The sequence below is a fragment of the Burkholderia sp. COPS genome (assembly GCF_019425585.1).
GTDB classification, from domain to species: domain Bacteria; phylum Pseudomonadota; class Gammaproteobacteria; order Burkholderiales; family Burkholderiaceae; genus Burkholderia; species Burkholderia cepacia.
The window spans coordinates 200,437-214,179 of sequence record NZ_WIXR01000018.1 but is presented as its reverse complement, the minus strand read 5'-3'; the positions used below and the strand labels follow the sequence as shown (position 1 = coordinate 214,179).

The 13,743-nt window shown below is 67.5% G+C and carries 13 protein-coding genes; 8 read left to right on the top strand and 5 right to left on the bottom strand.

Going from position 1 to position 13,743, the window contains the following annotated elements; genetic code table 11:
* Window positions 1–1,214: FtsK/SpoIIIE domain-containing protein (locus tag FOZ70_RS18490; RefSeq protein WP_258025657.1), on the top strand; the 1,214-nt coding region annotated here is incomplete at its 5' end.
* A 97-nt stretch (window positions 1,215–1,311) separates the two neighbouring features.
* Here the strand turns inward: FOZ70_RS18490 and FOZ70_RS18485 are convergent.
* The gene (locus tag FOZ70_RS18485) at window positions 1,312–2,556 is read right to left on the bottom strand and encodes a lactonase family protein (protein WP_219706403.1); all 1,245 of its coding nucleotides are present in this window, start codon (window positions 2,554–2,556) and stop codon (window positions 1,312–1,314) included.
* Window positions 2,557–2,722: 166 nt separating this feature from the next.
* On the opposite strand from FOZ70_RS18485, the gene FOZ70_RS18480 reads away from it, so the two are divergent.
* Entirely contained in the window at window positions 2,723–4,552 is a 1,830-nt protein-coding gene (locus FOZ70_RS18480) for a glycoside hydrolase family 15 protein (protein WP_048026570.1), read from the top strand.
* 211 nt (window positions 4,553–4,763) lie between these two features.
* Complete coding sequence (gene phaZ / locus FOZ70_RS18475) at window positions 4,764–6,242, top strand: polyhydroxyalkanoate depolymerase (RefSeq protein ID WP_219706402.1); 1,479 nt, start codon at window positions 4,764–4,766, stop codon at window positions 6,240–6,242.
* Between the two features lie 88 nt (window positions 6,243–6,330).
* Here the strand turns inward: phaZ and FOZ70_RS18470 are convergent, their stop codons facing one another.
* Entirely contained in the window at window positions 6,331–6,963 is a 633-nt protein-coding gene (locus FOZ70_RS18470) for a TetR family transcriptional regulator (protein ID WP_021161256.1), read from the bottom strand.
* A gap of 156 nt (window positions 6,964–7,119) precedes the next feature.
* Between FOZ70_RS18470 and rsxB the strand changes: the two genes are divergently transcribed.
* Both rsxB and nth read left to right on the top strand, forming a co-directional pair.
* The gene (rsxB, locus tag FOZ70_RS18465; RefSeq protein ID WP_059486358.1) at window positions 7,120–8,112 is read left to right on the top strand and encodes an electron transport complex subunit RsxB; all 993 of its coding nucleotides are present in this window, start codon (window positions 7,120–7,122) and stop codon (window positions 8,110–8,112) included.
* Window positions 8,109–8,753, top strand: coding sequence for an endonuclease III (nth, locus tag FOZ70_RS18460; protein ID WP_042976184.1), 645 nt, complete (start codon window positions 8,109–8,111; stop codon window positions 8,751–8,753). Before rsxB ends, nth begins: the two co-directional genes overlap by 4 nt.
* 153 nt (window positions 8,754–8,906) lie before the next feature.
* Here nth and FOZ70_RS18455 read toward each other — a convergent pair whose 3' ends face one another.
* The gene (locus tag FOZ70_RS18455; protein WP_219706401.1) at window positions 8,907–9,842 is read right to left on the bottom strand and encodes a DMT family transporter; all 936 of its coding nucleotides are present in this window, start codon (window positions 9,840–9,842) and stop codon (window positions 8,907–8,909) included.
* 281 nt (window positions 9,843–10,123) lie between these two features.
* Here FOZ70_RS18455 and FOZ70_RS18450 point away from each other — a divergent pair, with 281 nt between their 5' ends.
* On the top strand, window positions 10,124–10,558 hold the full coding sequence (locus tag FOZ70_RS18450; RefSeq protein WP_059497744.1) for a DUF1841 family protein: 435 nt from the start codon (window positions 10,124–10,126) through the stop codon (window positions 10,556–10,558).
* A gap of 98 nt (window positions 10,559–10,656) precedes the next feature.
* Here the strand turns inward: FOZ70_RS18450 and FOZ70_RS18445 are convergent, their stop codons facing one another.
* A complete protein-coding gene (locus tag FOZ70_RS18445) occupies window positions 10,657–11,016 on the bottom strand; it encodes a cytochrome c (protein ID WP_021158558.1) in 360 nt (119 codons plus the stop codon).
* A gap of 39 nt (window positions 11,017–11,055) precedes the next feature.
* Window positions 11,056–11,415, bottom strand: a complete 360-nt coding sequence (locus FOZ70_RS18440) for a c-type cytochrome (protein WP_021158557.1) — start codon at window positions 11,413–11,415, stop codon at window positions 11,056–11,058.
* Between the two features lie 235 nt (window positions 11,416–11,650).
* Between FOZ70_RS18440 and FOZ70_RS18435 the strand changes: the two genes are divergently transcribed.
* Window positions 11,651–12,493, top strand: a complete 843-nt coding sequence (locus FOZ70_RS18435; protein ID WP_021158556.1) for a MoxR family ATPase — start codon at window positions 11,651–11,653, stop codon at window positions 12,491–12,493.
* A gap of 27 nt (window positions 12,494–12,520) precedes the next feature.
* Entirely contained in the window at window positions 12,521–13,696 is a 1,176-nt protein-coding gene (locus FOZ70_RS18430) for a VWA domain-containing protein (RefSeq protein ID WP_059816098.1), read from the top strand.
* Window positions 13,697–13,743 lie beyond the last annotated feature (47 nt).

Sequence of the window (13,743 nt, the reverse complement as noted above, 5' to 3'; positions counted from 1 at the left end):
TCGAGACGATTCCCGGCAAGACCTGCATGGGCCTCGAACTGCCGAACGCGAAGCGCCAGATGATCCGCCTGTCGGAAATCCTCGAGTCGCGCCAGTACCAGCACTCGGCCTCGCAACTGACGATCGCGATGGGCAAGGACATCACCGGCCATCCGGTCGTCACCGATCTCGCGAAGGCGCCGCACATGCTCGTCGCGGGCACGACGGGCTCGGGCAAGTCGGTCGCGATCAACGCGATGATCCTGTCGCTGCTGTACAAGGCGACACCCGAGGACGTGCGGCTCATCATGATCGACCCGAAGATGCTGGAGCTGTCGGTCTACGAAGGCATCCCGCACCTGCTCGCGCCGGTCGTCACCGACATGAAGCTCGCGGCCAACGCGCTGAACTGGTGCGTCGGCGAGATGGAGAAGCGCTACCGGCTGATGTCGGCCGTCGGCGTGCGCAACCTCGCGGGCTTCAACCAGAAGATCCGCGATGCCGAAGCGAAGGAAAAGAAGATCGGCAACCCGTTCTCGCTGACGCCCGAGGACCCCGAACCGCTGTCGACGCTGCCGCTGATCGTCGTCGTGATCGACGAGCTGGCCGACCTGATGATGGTGGCCGGCAAGAAGATCGAGGAACTGATCGCCCGCCTCGCGCAGAAGGCGCGCGCGGCCGGCATCCACCTGATCCTCGCGACGCAGCGCCCGTCCGTCGACGTGATCACGGGCCTGATCAAGGCGAACATCCCGACGCGCGTTGCGTTCCAGGTGTCGTCGAAGATCGACTCGCGCACGATTCTCGACCAGATGGGCGCCGAATCGCTGCTCGGGATGGGCGACATGCTGTTCCTGCCGCCGGGCACCGGTTATCCGCAGCGCGTGCACGGCGCATTCGTCGCCGACGAGGAAGTGCACCGGATCGTCGAGTACCTGAAACAGTTCGGCGAACCGCAGTACGAGGAAGGGATCCTCGACGGCCCGGCTGCCGACGGCGCGACGCAGGACCTGTTCGGCGATGCGCCGGACGCGGAAGCCGATCCGCTGTACGACGAAGCCGTCGCGTTCGTCGTGCGCACGCGGCGCGCGTCGATCTCGTCGGTGCAGCGGCAGTTGCGCATCGGCTACAACCGCGCCGCACGCCTCGTCGAGCAGATGGAGGCGGCCGGGCTGGTGTCGCCGATGGGCATCAACGGCAGCCGCGAGGTGCTCGTGCCGGCCGCGGCCGATTGAGCGCGGCGGCCGGCCGCCGTCCACCGATACGGGCGCACCGGCAAACCGGCCGCCCCGTAAAGCAAAAGGGCGCTGCATCGGCAGCGCCCTTTGTCATTTACTGCACCGGCACCAGCTTGAAGTCGACCGGCTTGCCGACTGCCACCTTCTGCGGATTCGGGCCCAGTTGCCCCGTTTCCACATTGCGGCTGAACACGTAGAACGTATCGCTGTCCTGGTTGCCGACGATCAGCCACTTGCCGGTCGGGTCGATCAGGAACTCGCGCGGTGTCTTGCCGAGGCTCGACTGGCGGCCGACGGGCTTCAACCGGCCGTCGGCCTGGTTCACCGCGTAGATCACCAGGTCGTTCGCATCACCGCGGTTGCTCACGTACAGGAAGCGGCCGTCAGGCGACAGGTGGATCGCGCCGCCGCCGACCTTGCCCTTGAAGCCCGGCGCGGTCATCGATACGGTCTCGACCGGCGTCAGCTTGCCGTCGTGGTAGCCGAACACCTCGACCGCCGCGTTGAGCTCGCTCGTCACGTACGCGTACCGGCCGTCGGCGCTGAACACCATGTGACGCGGGCCCGAACCCGCCTTGACTGGCGTGTAGCGCGTGTCGGTCGGGCTGATCAGCCCGCGGCTGCCGTCCACCGTGTAACGGTAGCCGTAGATCTTGTCCGCGCCGAGATCCTGCACGAACAGGTAATGGCCATCCGGCGAAAACACCGTCGAATGCACGTGCGCGCCGTCCTGGCGGCCCTTCACGGGCCCCGTGCCCTCGTGGTGCACCGTCAGCACGGCCTGGCCGACCGCGCCGTCGTCGCGCAGCGGAAACACCGCGAAGCTGCCGCCCGGATCCTTCGCGACCGAGTAATTGGCCGTCACGAGGTACTTGCCGTCCGGCGACAGCGCGAGATAGCAAGGATCGTTCCCTTCCGACGACACGCGGTCGATGAAGCTCAGCGCGCCCGTCTTCGCGTCGAAGCGGAAGGCGCTGACGCCGCCGCGCTGCGACGCCGGGCCGTCGTCGCCGGGCAGTTCGTTGACCGCGTAGACGGTACGACCGTCGCGGCTCGGCAACAGGTACGACGGATTCACCGTCTTCGCCGACGACACCGGCGCGACGCTGCCGGTTTTCGTATCGAAGTGGTAAACATAGATCCCGTCGCTGCCGCCGCCCGTGTAGGTGCCGACGAGCAGGTTGTACACGCCGTCGGCCGGGGCGGGCGATTGCTGCGCAAATGCGTGGGTCGCGGAAAGGGAGAGCACGATCGCGAAACCTTTCATCCAGTGAGCGAGCCTAAGCGGGAACCCTCGTGTCGAAGCGCGTGCGTCACGCTCGCGTAAACGGTTGGGCATTGAATCCTCCTTGCATCGAGTCGCTTCAAGTGTTGAGATAGGACGAAACGCCGGCCGTTCATGCGCTCCGCCGCCCGGCCGAGTATACGGGGCGCGGCGCCAGTGCGTGAAGCCTTGGCCGCCGCCGTCCGCATTGTGAACTCGAATACCCAAGGATCGCCTGCCCATGCCTGCCCTGATCGAAGACTACGCCCTCGTCGGCGACGGCCACACCGCCGCGCTGGTCGCCAAAGACGGCTCCGTCGACTGGCTGTGCTGGCCCCGCTTCGATTCGGGCGCCTGCTTCGCGGCGCTTCTCGGCACCCCCGAGCACGGCCGCTGGCTGCTCGCGCCGGCCGCCGACGCCGCGATCACGCACACGTCGCGCCGCTACCGCGGCGACACGCTGATTCTCGAAACCGACTACGAAAGCGCCGACGGTGCCGTCACCGTGGTCGACTTCATGCCGCCCGGCAACGGCTGGTCCGAGCTGGTGCGGATCGTCATCGGCCGCCACGGCAAGATGAAGATGCGCATGGAGCTCGTGCTGCGCTTCGACTACGGTTTCTCGATTCCGTGGGTCACGCAGCTGACCCGCGAGGACGGCATGAAGGCGATCGCGGGCCCTGACACCGTCGTGCTGCGCACGCCGGTGCCGCTCACCGGCAAGAACCTCCATACGCTCGCGGAATTCACCGTGAACGCCGATGAACGTGTGCCGTTCTCGCTCAGTTATGCGGCGTCGCACATGCGGCTGCCGCCCGCCCGCGATCCGCTGTCGATGCTCGCGCGCACCGAGAACTACTGGCTCGAATGGTCGGGCCGCTGCCAGGTACAGGGCCGCTACGCGGCCGCCGTGCGCCGTTCTCTGATCACGCTGAAGGCGCTGGCCTACGAGCCGACCGGCGGGATCGTCGCGGCGCCGACCACGTCGCTGCCCGAGAAGATCGGCGGCAACCGCAATTGGGACTACCGCTACTGCTGGCTGCGCGACGCGACGATCACGCTGCTCGCGCTAATGCGCGGCGGCTACTACGACGAGGCGCGCGCGTGGCGCACGTGGCTCGGCCGCGTGATGGCCGGCTCGCCCGAACAGATCCAGATCATGTACGGGATCGCCGGCGAACGCCGGCTGCCGGAAATGGAACTCGACTGGCTGCCCGGCTACCAGGACTCGAAGCCGGTGCGCGTGGGCAACGGCGCCGCGAACCAGCTCCAGCTCGACGTGTTCGGCGAGGTGATGGCCGCGCTGCACCTCGCGCGCGTGGGCGGCCTGCAGGCCGACGACACGGTGTGGTCGGTGCAGTGCGCGCTGCTCGACCATCTCGAGAAGATCTGGCAGGAGCCCGACGAAGGCATCTGGGAAACGCGCGGCGGCCGCCGCCATTTCACGTTCTCGAAGGTGATGGCGTGGGTCGCGTTCGACCGCGCGATCAAGTCGGCGGAGATGTTCCGGCTGCCCGGCTCGCTCGACCGCTGGCGTGCGCTGCGCGAGCAGATCCATGCCGACGTGTGCAACAACGCATGGCACGAAAGCAAACGGGCGTTTGCACAGAGCTACGGCAGCGACGAACTCGACGCGAGCGTGCTGCTGATGCCGCTGCTCGGCTTCCTGCCGCCGGAGGATCCGCGCATCGTCGGCACGGTCGAAGCGATCGAGCGGGAGTTGCTGCACGACGGGCTCGTGATGCGCTATCGCACGACCGAATACGACGACGGCCTGCCGCCCGGCGAAGGCACGTTTCTCGCGTGCAGTTTCTGGCTGGTCGACAACTATGCGCTGCTGGGCCGGATCGACGACGCGCACCGCCTGTTCAGCCGGCTGCTCGCGCTGTCGAACGACCTCGGGCTGCTCGCCGAGGAGTACGACCCGGTGGCCGGGCGGCTCGTCGGCAATTTCCCGCAGGCGTTCTCCCATGTGGCGCTCGTGCATACCGCGATGAACCTGATGCACCACGAGGACGCGATGGCGCGCGCGGCCGGCCAGCCGGCACCGGCCGTCGCCACGGGGCGCTGAACGGGGCGCGAGCGGCTTGTTCAGAGAACGTCAAATCGCAAAACTTTGATGAAAAATCGGGGAAATGTTGCATTGCACCACCCATCGTTGTCCGATATGATCGACGCGATTGTCCGGCTGCAGTGCAACATGGCCGGCCGCTGACCCACACGGCACGCCGCGACGCCCTACGCCGCCCTTGCGCACCGTCCCCCACGCGGGAGTAGTCTGCATGCTTTACCAACTGCACGAATTCCAGCGAGCCATGCTGAGCCCGCTGACGGCCTGGGCCCAGGCCGCGTCCAAATCGTTCGCCAATCCGTCCAGCCCGTTCTCGCTGATGCCGGGTGCGCCGCGGATGGCCGCCGCGTACGAGCTGATGTACCGGCTCGGCAAGGATTACGAGAAGCCCGAGTTCAACATTCACCAGATCGTCAAGGACGGCCACAACATCCCGATCGTCGAGCAGACGATCGTCGAGAAGCCGTTCTGCCGGCTGCTGCGCTTCAAGCGTTATTCGGACGACGCCGACGCCGTCACGCAGTTGAAGGACGAGCCGGTCGTGCTGGTCTGCGCGCCGCTGTCGGGCCACCACTCGACGCTGCTGCGCGACACCGTGCGCACGCTGCTGCAGGATCACAAGGTGTACATCACCGACTGGATCGACGCGCGGATGGTGCCGGTCGAGGTCGGCCCGTTCCACCTGCACGACTACATCGCGTACATCCAGGAATTCATCCGTCACATCGGCGCGCGCAACCTGCACGTGATCTCGGTGTGCCAGCCGACGGTGCCGGTGCTCGCGGCGATCTCGCTGATGGCGAGCCGCGGCGAGGACACGCCGCTCACGATGACGATGATGGGCGGCCCGATCGATGCGCGCCGCAGCCCGACGTCGGTGAATTCACTCGCCACGCAGCACTCGACCGCGTGGTTCGAGAACAACGTGATCCACACGGTGCCCGCGAATTACCCGGGCGAAGGCCGCCAGGTGTATCCGGGCTTCCTGCAGCACACGGGTTTTGTCGCGATGAACCCGGAGCGGCACGCACAGTCGCACTGGGATTTCTACCAGAGCCTGCTGCGCGGCGACGAGGAAGACGCCGAAGCGCACCGCCAGTTCTATGACGAATACAACGCGGTGCTCGACATGGCCGCCGAGTATTATCTCGAGACGATCCGCGTCGTGTTCCAGGAATTCCTGCTGGCCGAGGGCACGTGGGATGTCGAAGGCGAGCGCGTGCGTCCGCAGGACATCAAGCGTACCGCGCTGATGACGATCGAAGGCGAACTCGACGACATCTCCGGCAGCGGCCAGACGCACGTCGCGCACGAGCTGTGCACGGGCATTCCGCAGGACCAGCGCCGCAGCCTGACCGCCGAGAAGTGCGGTCACTACGGGATTTTCTCGGGCCGCCGCTGGCGCACGATCATCTATCCGCAACTGCGCGACTTCATCCGCGAGCATGCGCCGGAGCCGAAGCACGGTGCGACGAAGGATGCCGCGGATGCGCCGGCACCCCAGACGCTCTCCGCCGTGCCGGCCAGCAATGCGCCGCTCGAAACGACGCGCGCCACCGCGGCGAAGCGCACGCGCGCGAAGGCCCCCGCCAAGGCAGTCGCAGCAGCGCCGGCCAAGGCCGCACCGGCCGCGAAACGCACCGCCAGCGGCCCGCGCGTCAAGGCCGTGCGCACGCGCAAGGCCGCCTGACGCACAGCGTTCCGACGAAAAAACGCCGCCGTTGCCTGCGCACGGCGGCGTTTTTGCATCCTTCGACCGCTTCAGCCCGGCCGGTGCGTCAGCGACGCAGCAGATACGCGAGCAGCAACTCGGTGTTCATGCGGACCATCTCGGCGCGTTCGTCGGTGTCGGTGAAATCGCGGCCGAGCGTCGCGGCGAGCGTGAAGCGGTTCGACACGATGTAGTAGCCGAGCCCCGACAGCGTCACGTAGAAGCGCAGCGGATCGACGTCGGTGCGGAACAGCCCGGCCTTCTGGCCGCGCGTCAGCACGTTGCCGAGCTTCGCGACGATCGGCGACATCATCTCGCGGATCCGCGTCGACTTGTGCAGGTAGCGCGCTTCGTGCAGGTTCTCGTTGTTGATGAGCCTGAGCAGTTCAGGATGGTCGCGGTAGTAGTCCCAGACGAAATGCGCGAGCCGCGTGACGGCTTCCACCGGCGCGACGCCATCGAGGTCGAGCACGCGCTCGGCCTCGGTCAGCGCGGAGAACGCGTGTTCGAGCACGGCCGTGAACAGCTGCTCCTTGCTGCCGAAGTAGTAATAGAGCATGCGCTCGTTGGTTTCGGCCCGGCGCGCGATCTGGTCGACGCGCGCGCCGAACAGCCCTCCACTCGCGAACTCTTCGGCTGCCGCCATCAGGATGCGGCGGCGCGTACCTTCAGGATCTCTTTTGATTTTTGGCTGATTCATGGTGGCGTTTTGCTATGTGAGCCGCTTGATCCGGACCGGCACCCCCACCGCCTCGGCGCCGGCCGCCCTGGAACGGGCGCGCCGCGGGCGGCCGCCCTCCTGCTGAGCCCCTGCAAAAAAGCGGTTCGATTATGCGCACAGACGGCGTCCAGCGCAATGCGGGAAATCGGCGATAATCGAGCTTTGGCAAACCTTTCCGGCCGCGCCCGAAGCGGCCGAGAGCCATTCGGCGCCGCTGCGCCCGTTGTCACCGTGACCGACTCCAAAACACTCGCGGATCGCATCGAAGATCTGCTTCCCCAGACGCAATGCACGAAGTGCGGCTATAACGGCTGCCGGCCGTACGCCGAGGCGATCGCCGCCGGCGACGCGAACTACAACCAGTGCCCGCCCGGCGGCGCCGAAGGCATCGCGCGCCTCGCGGGCCTGCTCGGCAAGCCCGTGATTCCGCTGAACCCCGTGAACGGCAGCGAACATCCGCGCGCCGTCGCCTTCATCGACGAAAGCCTGTGCATCGGCTGCACGCTGTGCATGCAGGCGTGCCCGGTCGACGCGATCGTCGGGGCACCGAAGCAGATGCACACGATCGTCGAGTCGCTGTGCACGGGTTGCGACCTGTGCGTGCCGCCCTGCCCGGTCGACTGCATCGCGATGCTGCCGGTGACCGGTGAACGCACCGGCTGGGACGCGTGGTCGCAGGAACAGGCCGATGCCGCGCGCGAACGCCACGACCTGCGGCTCGCGCGCCAGCGCCGCGAACGCGAAGCCGCCGAAGCGCGTGCGGCCGCACGCCGCGCGGCCAGCGCCGCGAAGCCGGCCGCGGCCCCCGCGGGAACGCCATCCGCCGCACCGGCCCCGGACGACGCCGAAGCGAAGAAGCGCGCGATCATCGCCGCCGCGCTCGAGCGTGCGCGCAAGAAGAAGGAAGAACTGTCCGGGCAAGGTGCCGGGCCGAAGAACACCGAGGGTGTGAGCGCGGCCGTCCAGGCACAGATCGACGCCGCCGAGGCGCGCCGCAAGCGGCTCGCGGAACAGCAGGCCCAACGCGACGCCGAAGCGGCGGCCGCGAGCGGCAACGACGAAGAGAACGACGCAGGCAACGACGGCCCGGGCGGCCCGTCCGCACCGCCCGACCAGAACGCTCCATGAACGCCAGCAAACGACGCGCGATCTACGAAACGCTGCAGAGCCTCAATCCGCATCCGACCACCGAGCTCGAATACTCGACGCCGTTCGAGCTGCTGATCGCCGTGATGCTGTCCGCTCAGGCGACCGACGTATCGGTCAACAAGGCGATGCGGAAGATGTTTCCGGTCGCGAACACCCCGCGACAAATCGTCGCACTCGGCGAAGAAGGCGTCACCGAGTACATCAAGACGATCGGCCTGTACCGGACCAAGGCGAAGAACGTGGTCGCGACGTGCCGGATCCTGCTCGACCGCTACGACGGCGAGGTACCGGCCGATCGCGAAGCGCTGGAAGGCCTGCCGGGCGTCGGCCGCAAGACCGCGAACGTCGTGTTGAACACCGCGTTCGGCCAGCCGACGATCGCGGTGGACACACACATCTTCCGCGTCGCGAACCGCACGGGGCTCGCGCCGGGCAAGGACGTGCGCGCCGTCGAGGCCGCGCTCGAGAAGTTCACGCCGAAGGAGTTCCTGCAGGACGCGCATCACTGGCTGATCCTGCACGGTCGCTATGTGTGCAAGGCCCGCAAGCCCGAATGCTGGCATTGCGCGATCGAGCCGCTGTGCGAATTCAGGCCGAAGACCCCGCCGCCCAACGAGTGACGCGCAACCGCGGCCGGCCTGCCGCAAACCGCCGGACGCCATGCGGCCCGGCGCCCGACGCTTGACGCACACCCCACCAGCCGCCCTCCGCCGGCCACTCGCGGCCGCGACAGCGCGTAGCCATCCGCGCCGCCGCCGCTTCCCCCTTCCCGACTAGGCGTTGGAGGTCGCTGTCGCGTCGTCGGCCGCCGCGCCGCCCGCGCGCACCAGCGCCAGCACGGCGGCCAGGATCGCGACGCCGCCCGCCCACTGCAGCAGCGACAGCGCCTCGCCGAACAGCAGCGCCGCCAGCGCGACCGTCACGACCGGTTCGAGCGTCGACAGCATCGACGTGCGCGCGGCCCCAAGCCGTTCGAGCCCGGCAAAGAACGCGATCATCGCCGCGACCGTCGACACGAGCGCGATCGCGATCGCGAGCATCGACGCCCAGCCGCCGGCCGTCGCGGGCCAGCGCGGCGGCGCGCCGAACGCCGCGGTCCGCACGACGGCGATCGCCACGAGCATCGCGGTCGCCGACAGGCAGATGATCGCGGTGGTCGCGAGCGGATCGACGCCGCGCGTCGCCTTCGTGCCGCCGACGATGTACAGCGAATAGATCACCGCGGCAGCCAGCGCGAGCGCGATCCCGAGCGGCTCGCCATGCCCGCCGCCGACCATCAGCGCCGAACCCGCGACGCACAGCACCAGTGCGACGGCCTTCGCGCGCGTGAGGTGCTCGCCGAGCCACCACGCGGCCAGCAGCGTGACGAAGGCCGGATACAGGTACAGCAGCAGCGCGACAAGGCTCGCCTGCGCGTGTTGCAGCGCGCTGAAGTAGCAGAACGACTGCCCGACGTAGCCGAGCGCGCCCATCGCCACGAGCGGCGCGAGCGCGCGCCCGCGCGGCCACGTGACGCGGCGATGCCGTGCGATCGCGGCGAGCACCGCACCGCCGATCGCGAAACGCACGATCAGCAGCCCGAGCACGTCGACACCGGCCGCATACGCGTAGCGGCCGAAGATCGCCATCGCGCCGAACGCGGCGGCGGACAACGCGACGTAGAGCGTGCCCTGCAGGGCTGCGGACGATGGGCGGGCGGTGGCGGTCATGACGGAACGGATGAGAACGGTGCGGTGACGGGAAACGGTGGAGTGTAGCGGCGCGGCGGCCACGAGCCTAGCCCGCGCTTACCCCGCGCTTACCCCGCACTTACCCGTTACCCGGCACCGGCGGCGCACCTCACCGGCCCGTGCCGCGCATCCGCAAGGCCCGCGGGCCACCGCCGCTGCGGCCACGCGATTGCGCCAGCCCGCCGCCAGCGCCGCCCGCCGACCCGGCGTACAATGCGCGACGCGGCATCCAGCCGTCCGAATCACGACGTTTCCCCACCATGTTCAATCCAAGCCGCGACGAAGTGCGTCGTTTTTTCACCGAGACCTGGCGCAAGCAGCGCGCCGGCGAGATCCTGACGCCGCTGGAAGCGATGGCAGCCGACTGGATCGTCGAGCATCCCGAATACCACGACGAACTCGCCGACGCCGATGGCGCCTCCGCGCGCGAGTACACGCCCGAGGAAGGCCGCACGAACCCGTTCCTGCACCTGTCGATGCATCTCGCGATCAGCGAGCAGCTGTCGATCGACCAGCCGCCCGGCATCCGCGCCGCGCACGACAAGCTCGCGGCGAAGCTCGACTCGACCCACGACGCGCAGCACGTGATCATGGAATGCCTCGGCGAGACGATCTGGGAAGCCCAGCGCACGAACACGCCACCCGATACCGACGCGTACCTGCAGCGCATCCTGCGCCGCGCATCGCGCGACTGAGCGCCGCCGCGGCGGCCTGCAGGCGCCGGCGCACGGACAAAAAAATACCCCGCCGGGCGGGGTATCCTTGCTGCGCGGGCCCGCGGGGCCCATCGCGCTTACTTCTTGAACACGAGATCGGTCTCTTTCAGCGACTCGATGTAGGCCGCGATGTCCTTCATGTCGCTGACCGACAGGCTCTGCACCTGTGCCTGCATGATCGCGTTGTTGCGGCCGATCAGCGGGTTCGTCAGCCCCATCTGGTACTGGCGCATCGCCCACACGAGGTAGTCGGCATGCTGGCCGGCGAGGCGCGGGTATTCTGCGTTGATCGGCTTGTTCATCTGCGCGCCGTGGCAGGCCGCGCAGTTGTGCGATTCGACCAGTTCCTTGCCCTTCGTGATGTCCGCCGCGTGCGCGGTACCGATCGCGAGGCCGGCCGCCAGTGCAACCGCCGCCGTCTTGAATGCGTTGTTCATGAATGCTCCTGTCCCGCCGGAGAGATCGGCGGCGCGCGCTTACTTGTAGGGGTTGTCCTTCGAGTCGGCCTTCTGGGCGGCGTAGTACGCCGACAGATCCGCGATGTCCTGGTCCGTCAGCGAACCGGCGATCGCATTCATCGACGGGAAGTGACGATCCTTCTTGCGGTAGGCCTTCAGCGCGTTCTCGAGATATTGCTGGTTCTGGCCGCCGAGGACAGGCACCCGGTAGACCTCCGGGTACGCCGCGCGGTAGTCCTGGATGCCGTGGCAACCGATGCACATGGCGACCTTGCTCGCCCCGTCCTTCGGGTTGCCGACCACACCGGCCGCCTGCGCGCTGCCCGCGAGCGCCACGAGCGCTGCGACAACGACGTGTTTGCCGACGAATTTGTTCATAGCTCTTGTAACCTAGCTTGAGGGGAAACTGGCGCCGAAGCGGCAACGGCCCGCGCCGTTTTGCTTGTCGGTCGCCACGCAGGCCAAAAAAAACGGCCAGATTGTACCGCGTCGGCGGGGAACGCGTCCACAAGGCGCCCCGCCACAGTCCCGCAACGATACGCGGGCGCCGCCCAACCGGACAGCCCTTCTGACTTATACTGGGTTTTTTTCCCCGATTGAGAAGAGCGCCGCCATGCGTTTCGAAGGGTCCTCGCACTACGTCGCCACCGACGATCTGAAGCTCGCGGTCAATGCCGCGCTGACGCTGCAACGCCCGCTGCTGATCAAGGGCGAGCCCGGCACCGGCAAGACCATGCTCGCCGAGGAAGTGGCCGCCGCGCTCGACATGCCGCTGCTGCAGTGGCACATCAAGTCGACCACCAAGGCGCAGCAGGGCCTGTACGAATACGACGCCGTGTCGCGGCTGCGCGATTCGCAGCTCGGCGACGAGCGCGTGAAGGACATCTCGAACTACATCGTCAAGGGCGTGCTGTGGCAGGCGTTCGATGCCGAGCACCCGAGCGTGCTGCTGATCGACGAGATCGACAAGGCCGACATCGAATTCCCGAACGACCTGCTGCGCGAGCTCGACCGGATGGAATTCCACGTGTACGAGACGCGCGAGACGGTTCGCGCGAAGCACCGCCCGCTCGTCATCATCACGTCGAACAACGAGAAGGAGCTGCCCGACGCGTTCCTGCGCCGCTGCTTCTTCCACTACATCCAGTTCCCCGACCCGTCGACGATGCAGAAGATCGTCGCGGTCCATTTCCCGGACATCCGCGAGGAGCTGCTGCGCGCGGCGCTCGAGAGTTTCTTCGAATTGCGCGGCGTGTCGGGCCTGAAGAAGAAGCCGTCGACGTCCGAGCTGCTCGACTGGCTGAAACTGCTGCTCGCCGAGAACATCCCGGCCGACGCGCTGCGCGGCGCGGACGCGAAGCAGATCGTGCCGCCGCTCGCGGGCGCGCTGCTGAAGAACGAGCAGGACCTGAGCCTGCTCGAGCGGCTTGTCTACATGAACCGGCACAACCGGTAATCCCCCCTCACCCGCGAAGGCCCGGCCATGCTGCTCAATTTCTTCTACGCGCTGCGCGCAGCCAAGCTGCCCGTCTCGGTGAAGGAATACCTGACGCTGCTCGAAGCGCTGAAGGCCGGGCTGATCTCGCCGTCGATCGACGCGTTCTACTTCCTCGCACGGATGACGCTCGTCAAGGACGAGCAGTACTTCGACAAGTTCGACCAGGCGTTCGGCGCGTATTTCCACGGCGTGTCCACGCTGCCGTCGGATGCATTCGACATTCCGCTCGACTGGCTCGAAAAGCGCCTCGAGCGCGAGCTGTCGCCGGAGGAGAAGGCGCAGATCGAGGCGATGGGCGGGCTCGACAAGCTGATGGAGCGCCTGAAGGCGCTGCTCGACGAGCAGAAGGAGCGCCACGAAGGCGGCAACAAGTGGATCGGCACCGGCGGCACGTCGCCGTTCGGGCACGGCGGCTACAACCCGGAAGGCGTGCGCATCGGCGGCCCGTCGAACGGCAACCGCACCGCAGTGAAGGTGTGGGAGGCGCGCGCGTACCGCGACTACGACGATTCCGTCGAGATCGGCACGCGCAACATCAAGGTCGCGCTGCGGCGGCTGCGCCGCTTCGCGCGCGAAGGCGCGGCCGAGGAGCTCGACCTGCCCGGCACGATCCGCAGCACCGCCGCGAACGCGGGCTGGCTCGACCTGCGGATGGTGCCCGAGCGCCACAACAACGTGAAGGTGCTGATGCTGCTCGACGTCGGCGGCTCGATGGACGATCACATCAAGCGCACCGAAGAGCTGTTCTCGGCCGCGAAGGCCGAATTCAAGCACCTGGAGTTCTTCTACTTCCACAACTGCGTGTACGACCACCTGTGGAAGAACAACCGCCGCCGCCACTCGGAACGCACCGCGACGTGGGACGTGCTGCACAAGTTCACGCCCGACTACAAGCTGATCTTCGTCGGCGACGCGACGATGAGCCCGTACGAAGTGCTGCAGCCCGGCGGTTCGGTCGAATACAACAACCCGGAAGCCGGCGCCGTGTGGCTGCGCCGCCTCGCCGACCAGTTCCCCCATCATGCATGGCTGAACCCGGAGCCCGAGCGGCTATGGGAATACCGGCAATCGGTCGCGGTGATCCGCGACCTGCTCGGCCATCGCATGTATCCGCTCACGCTCGCGGGCCTCGAAACCGCGATGCGCGCACTCAGCAAGTAACGACACCCACCAAGACACGAAGGTCGCCTCCGGGCGGCCTCCCCCCG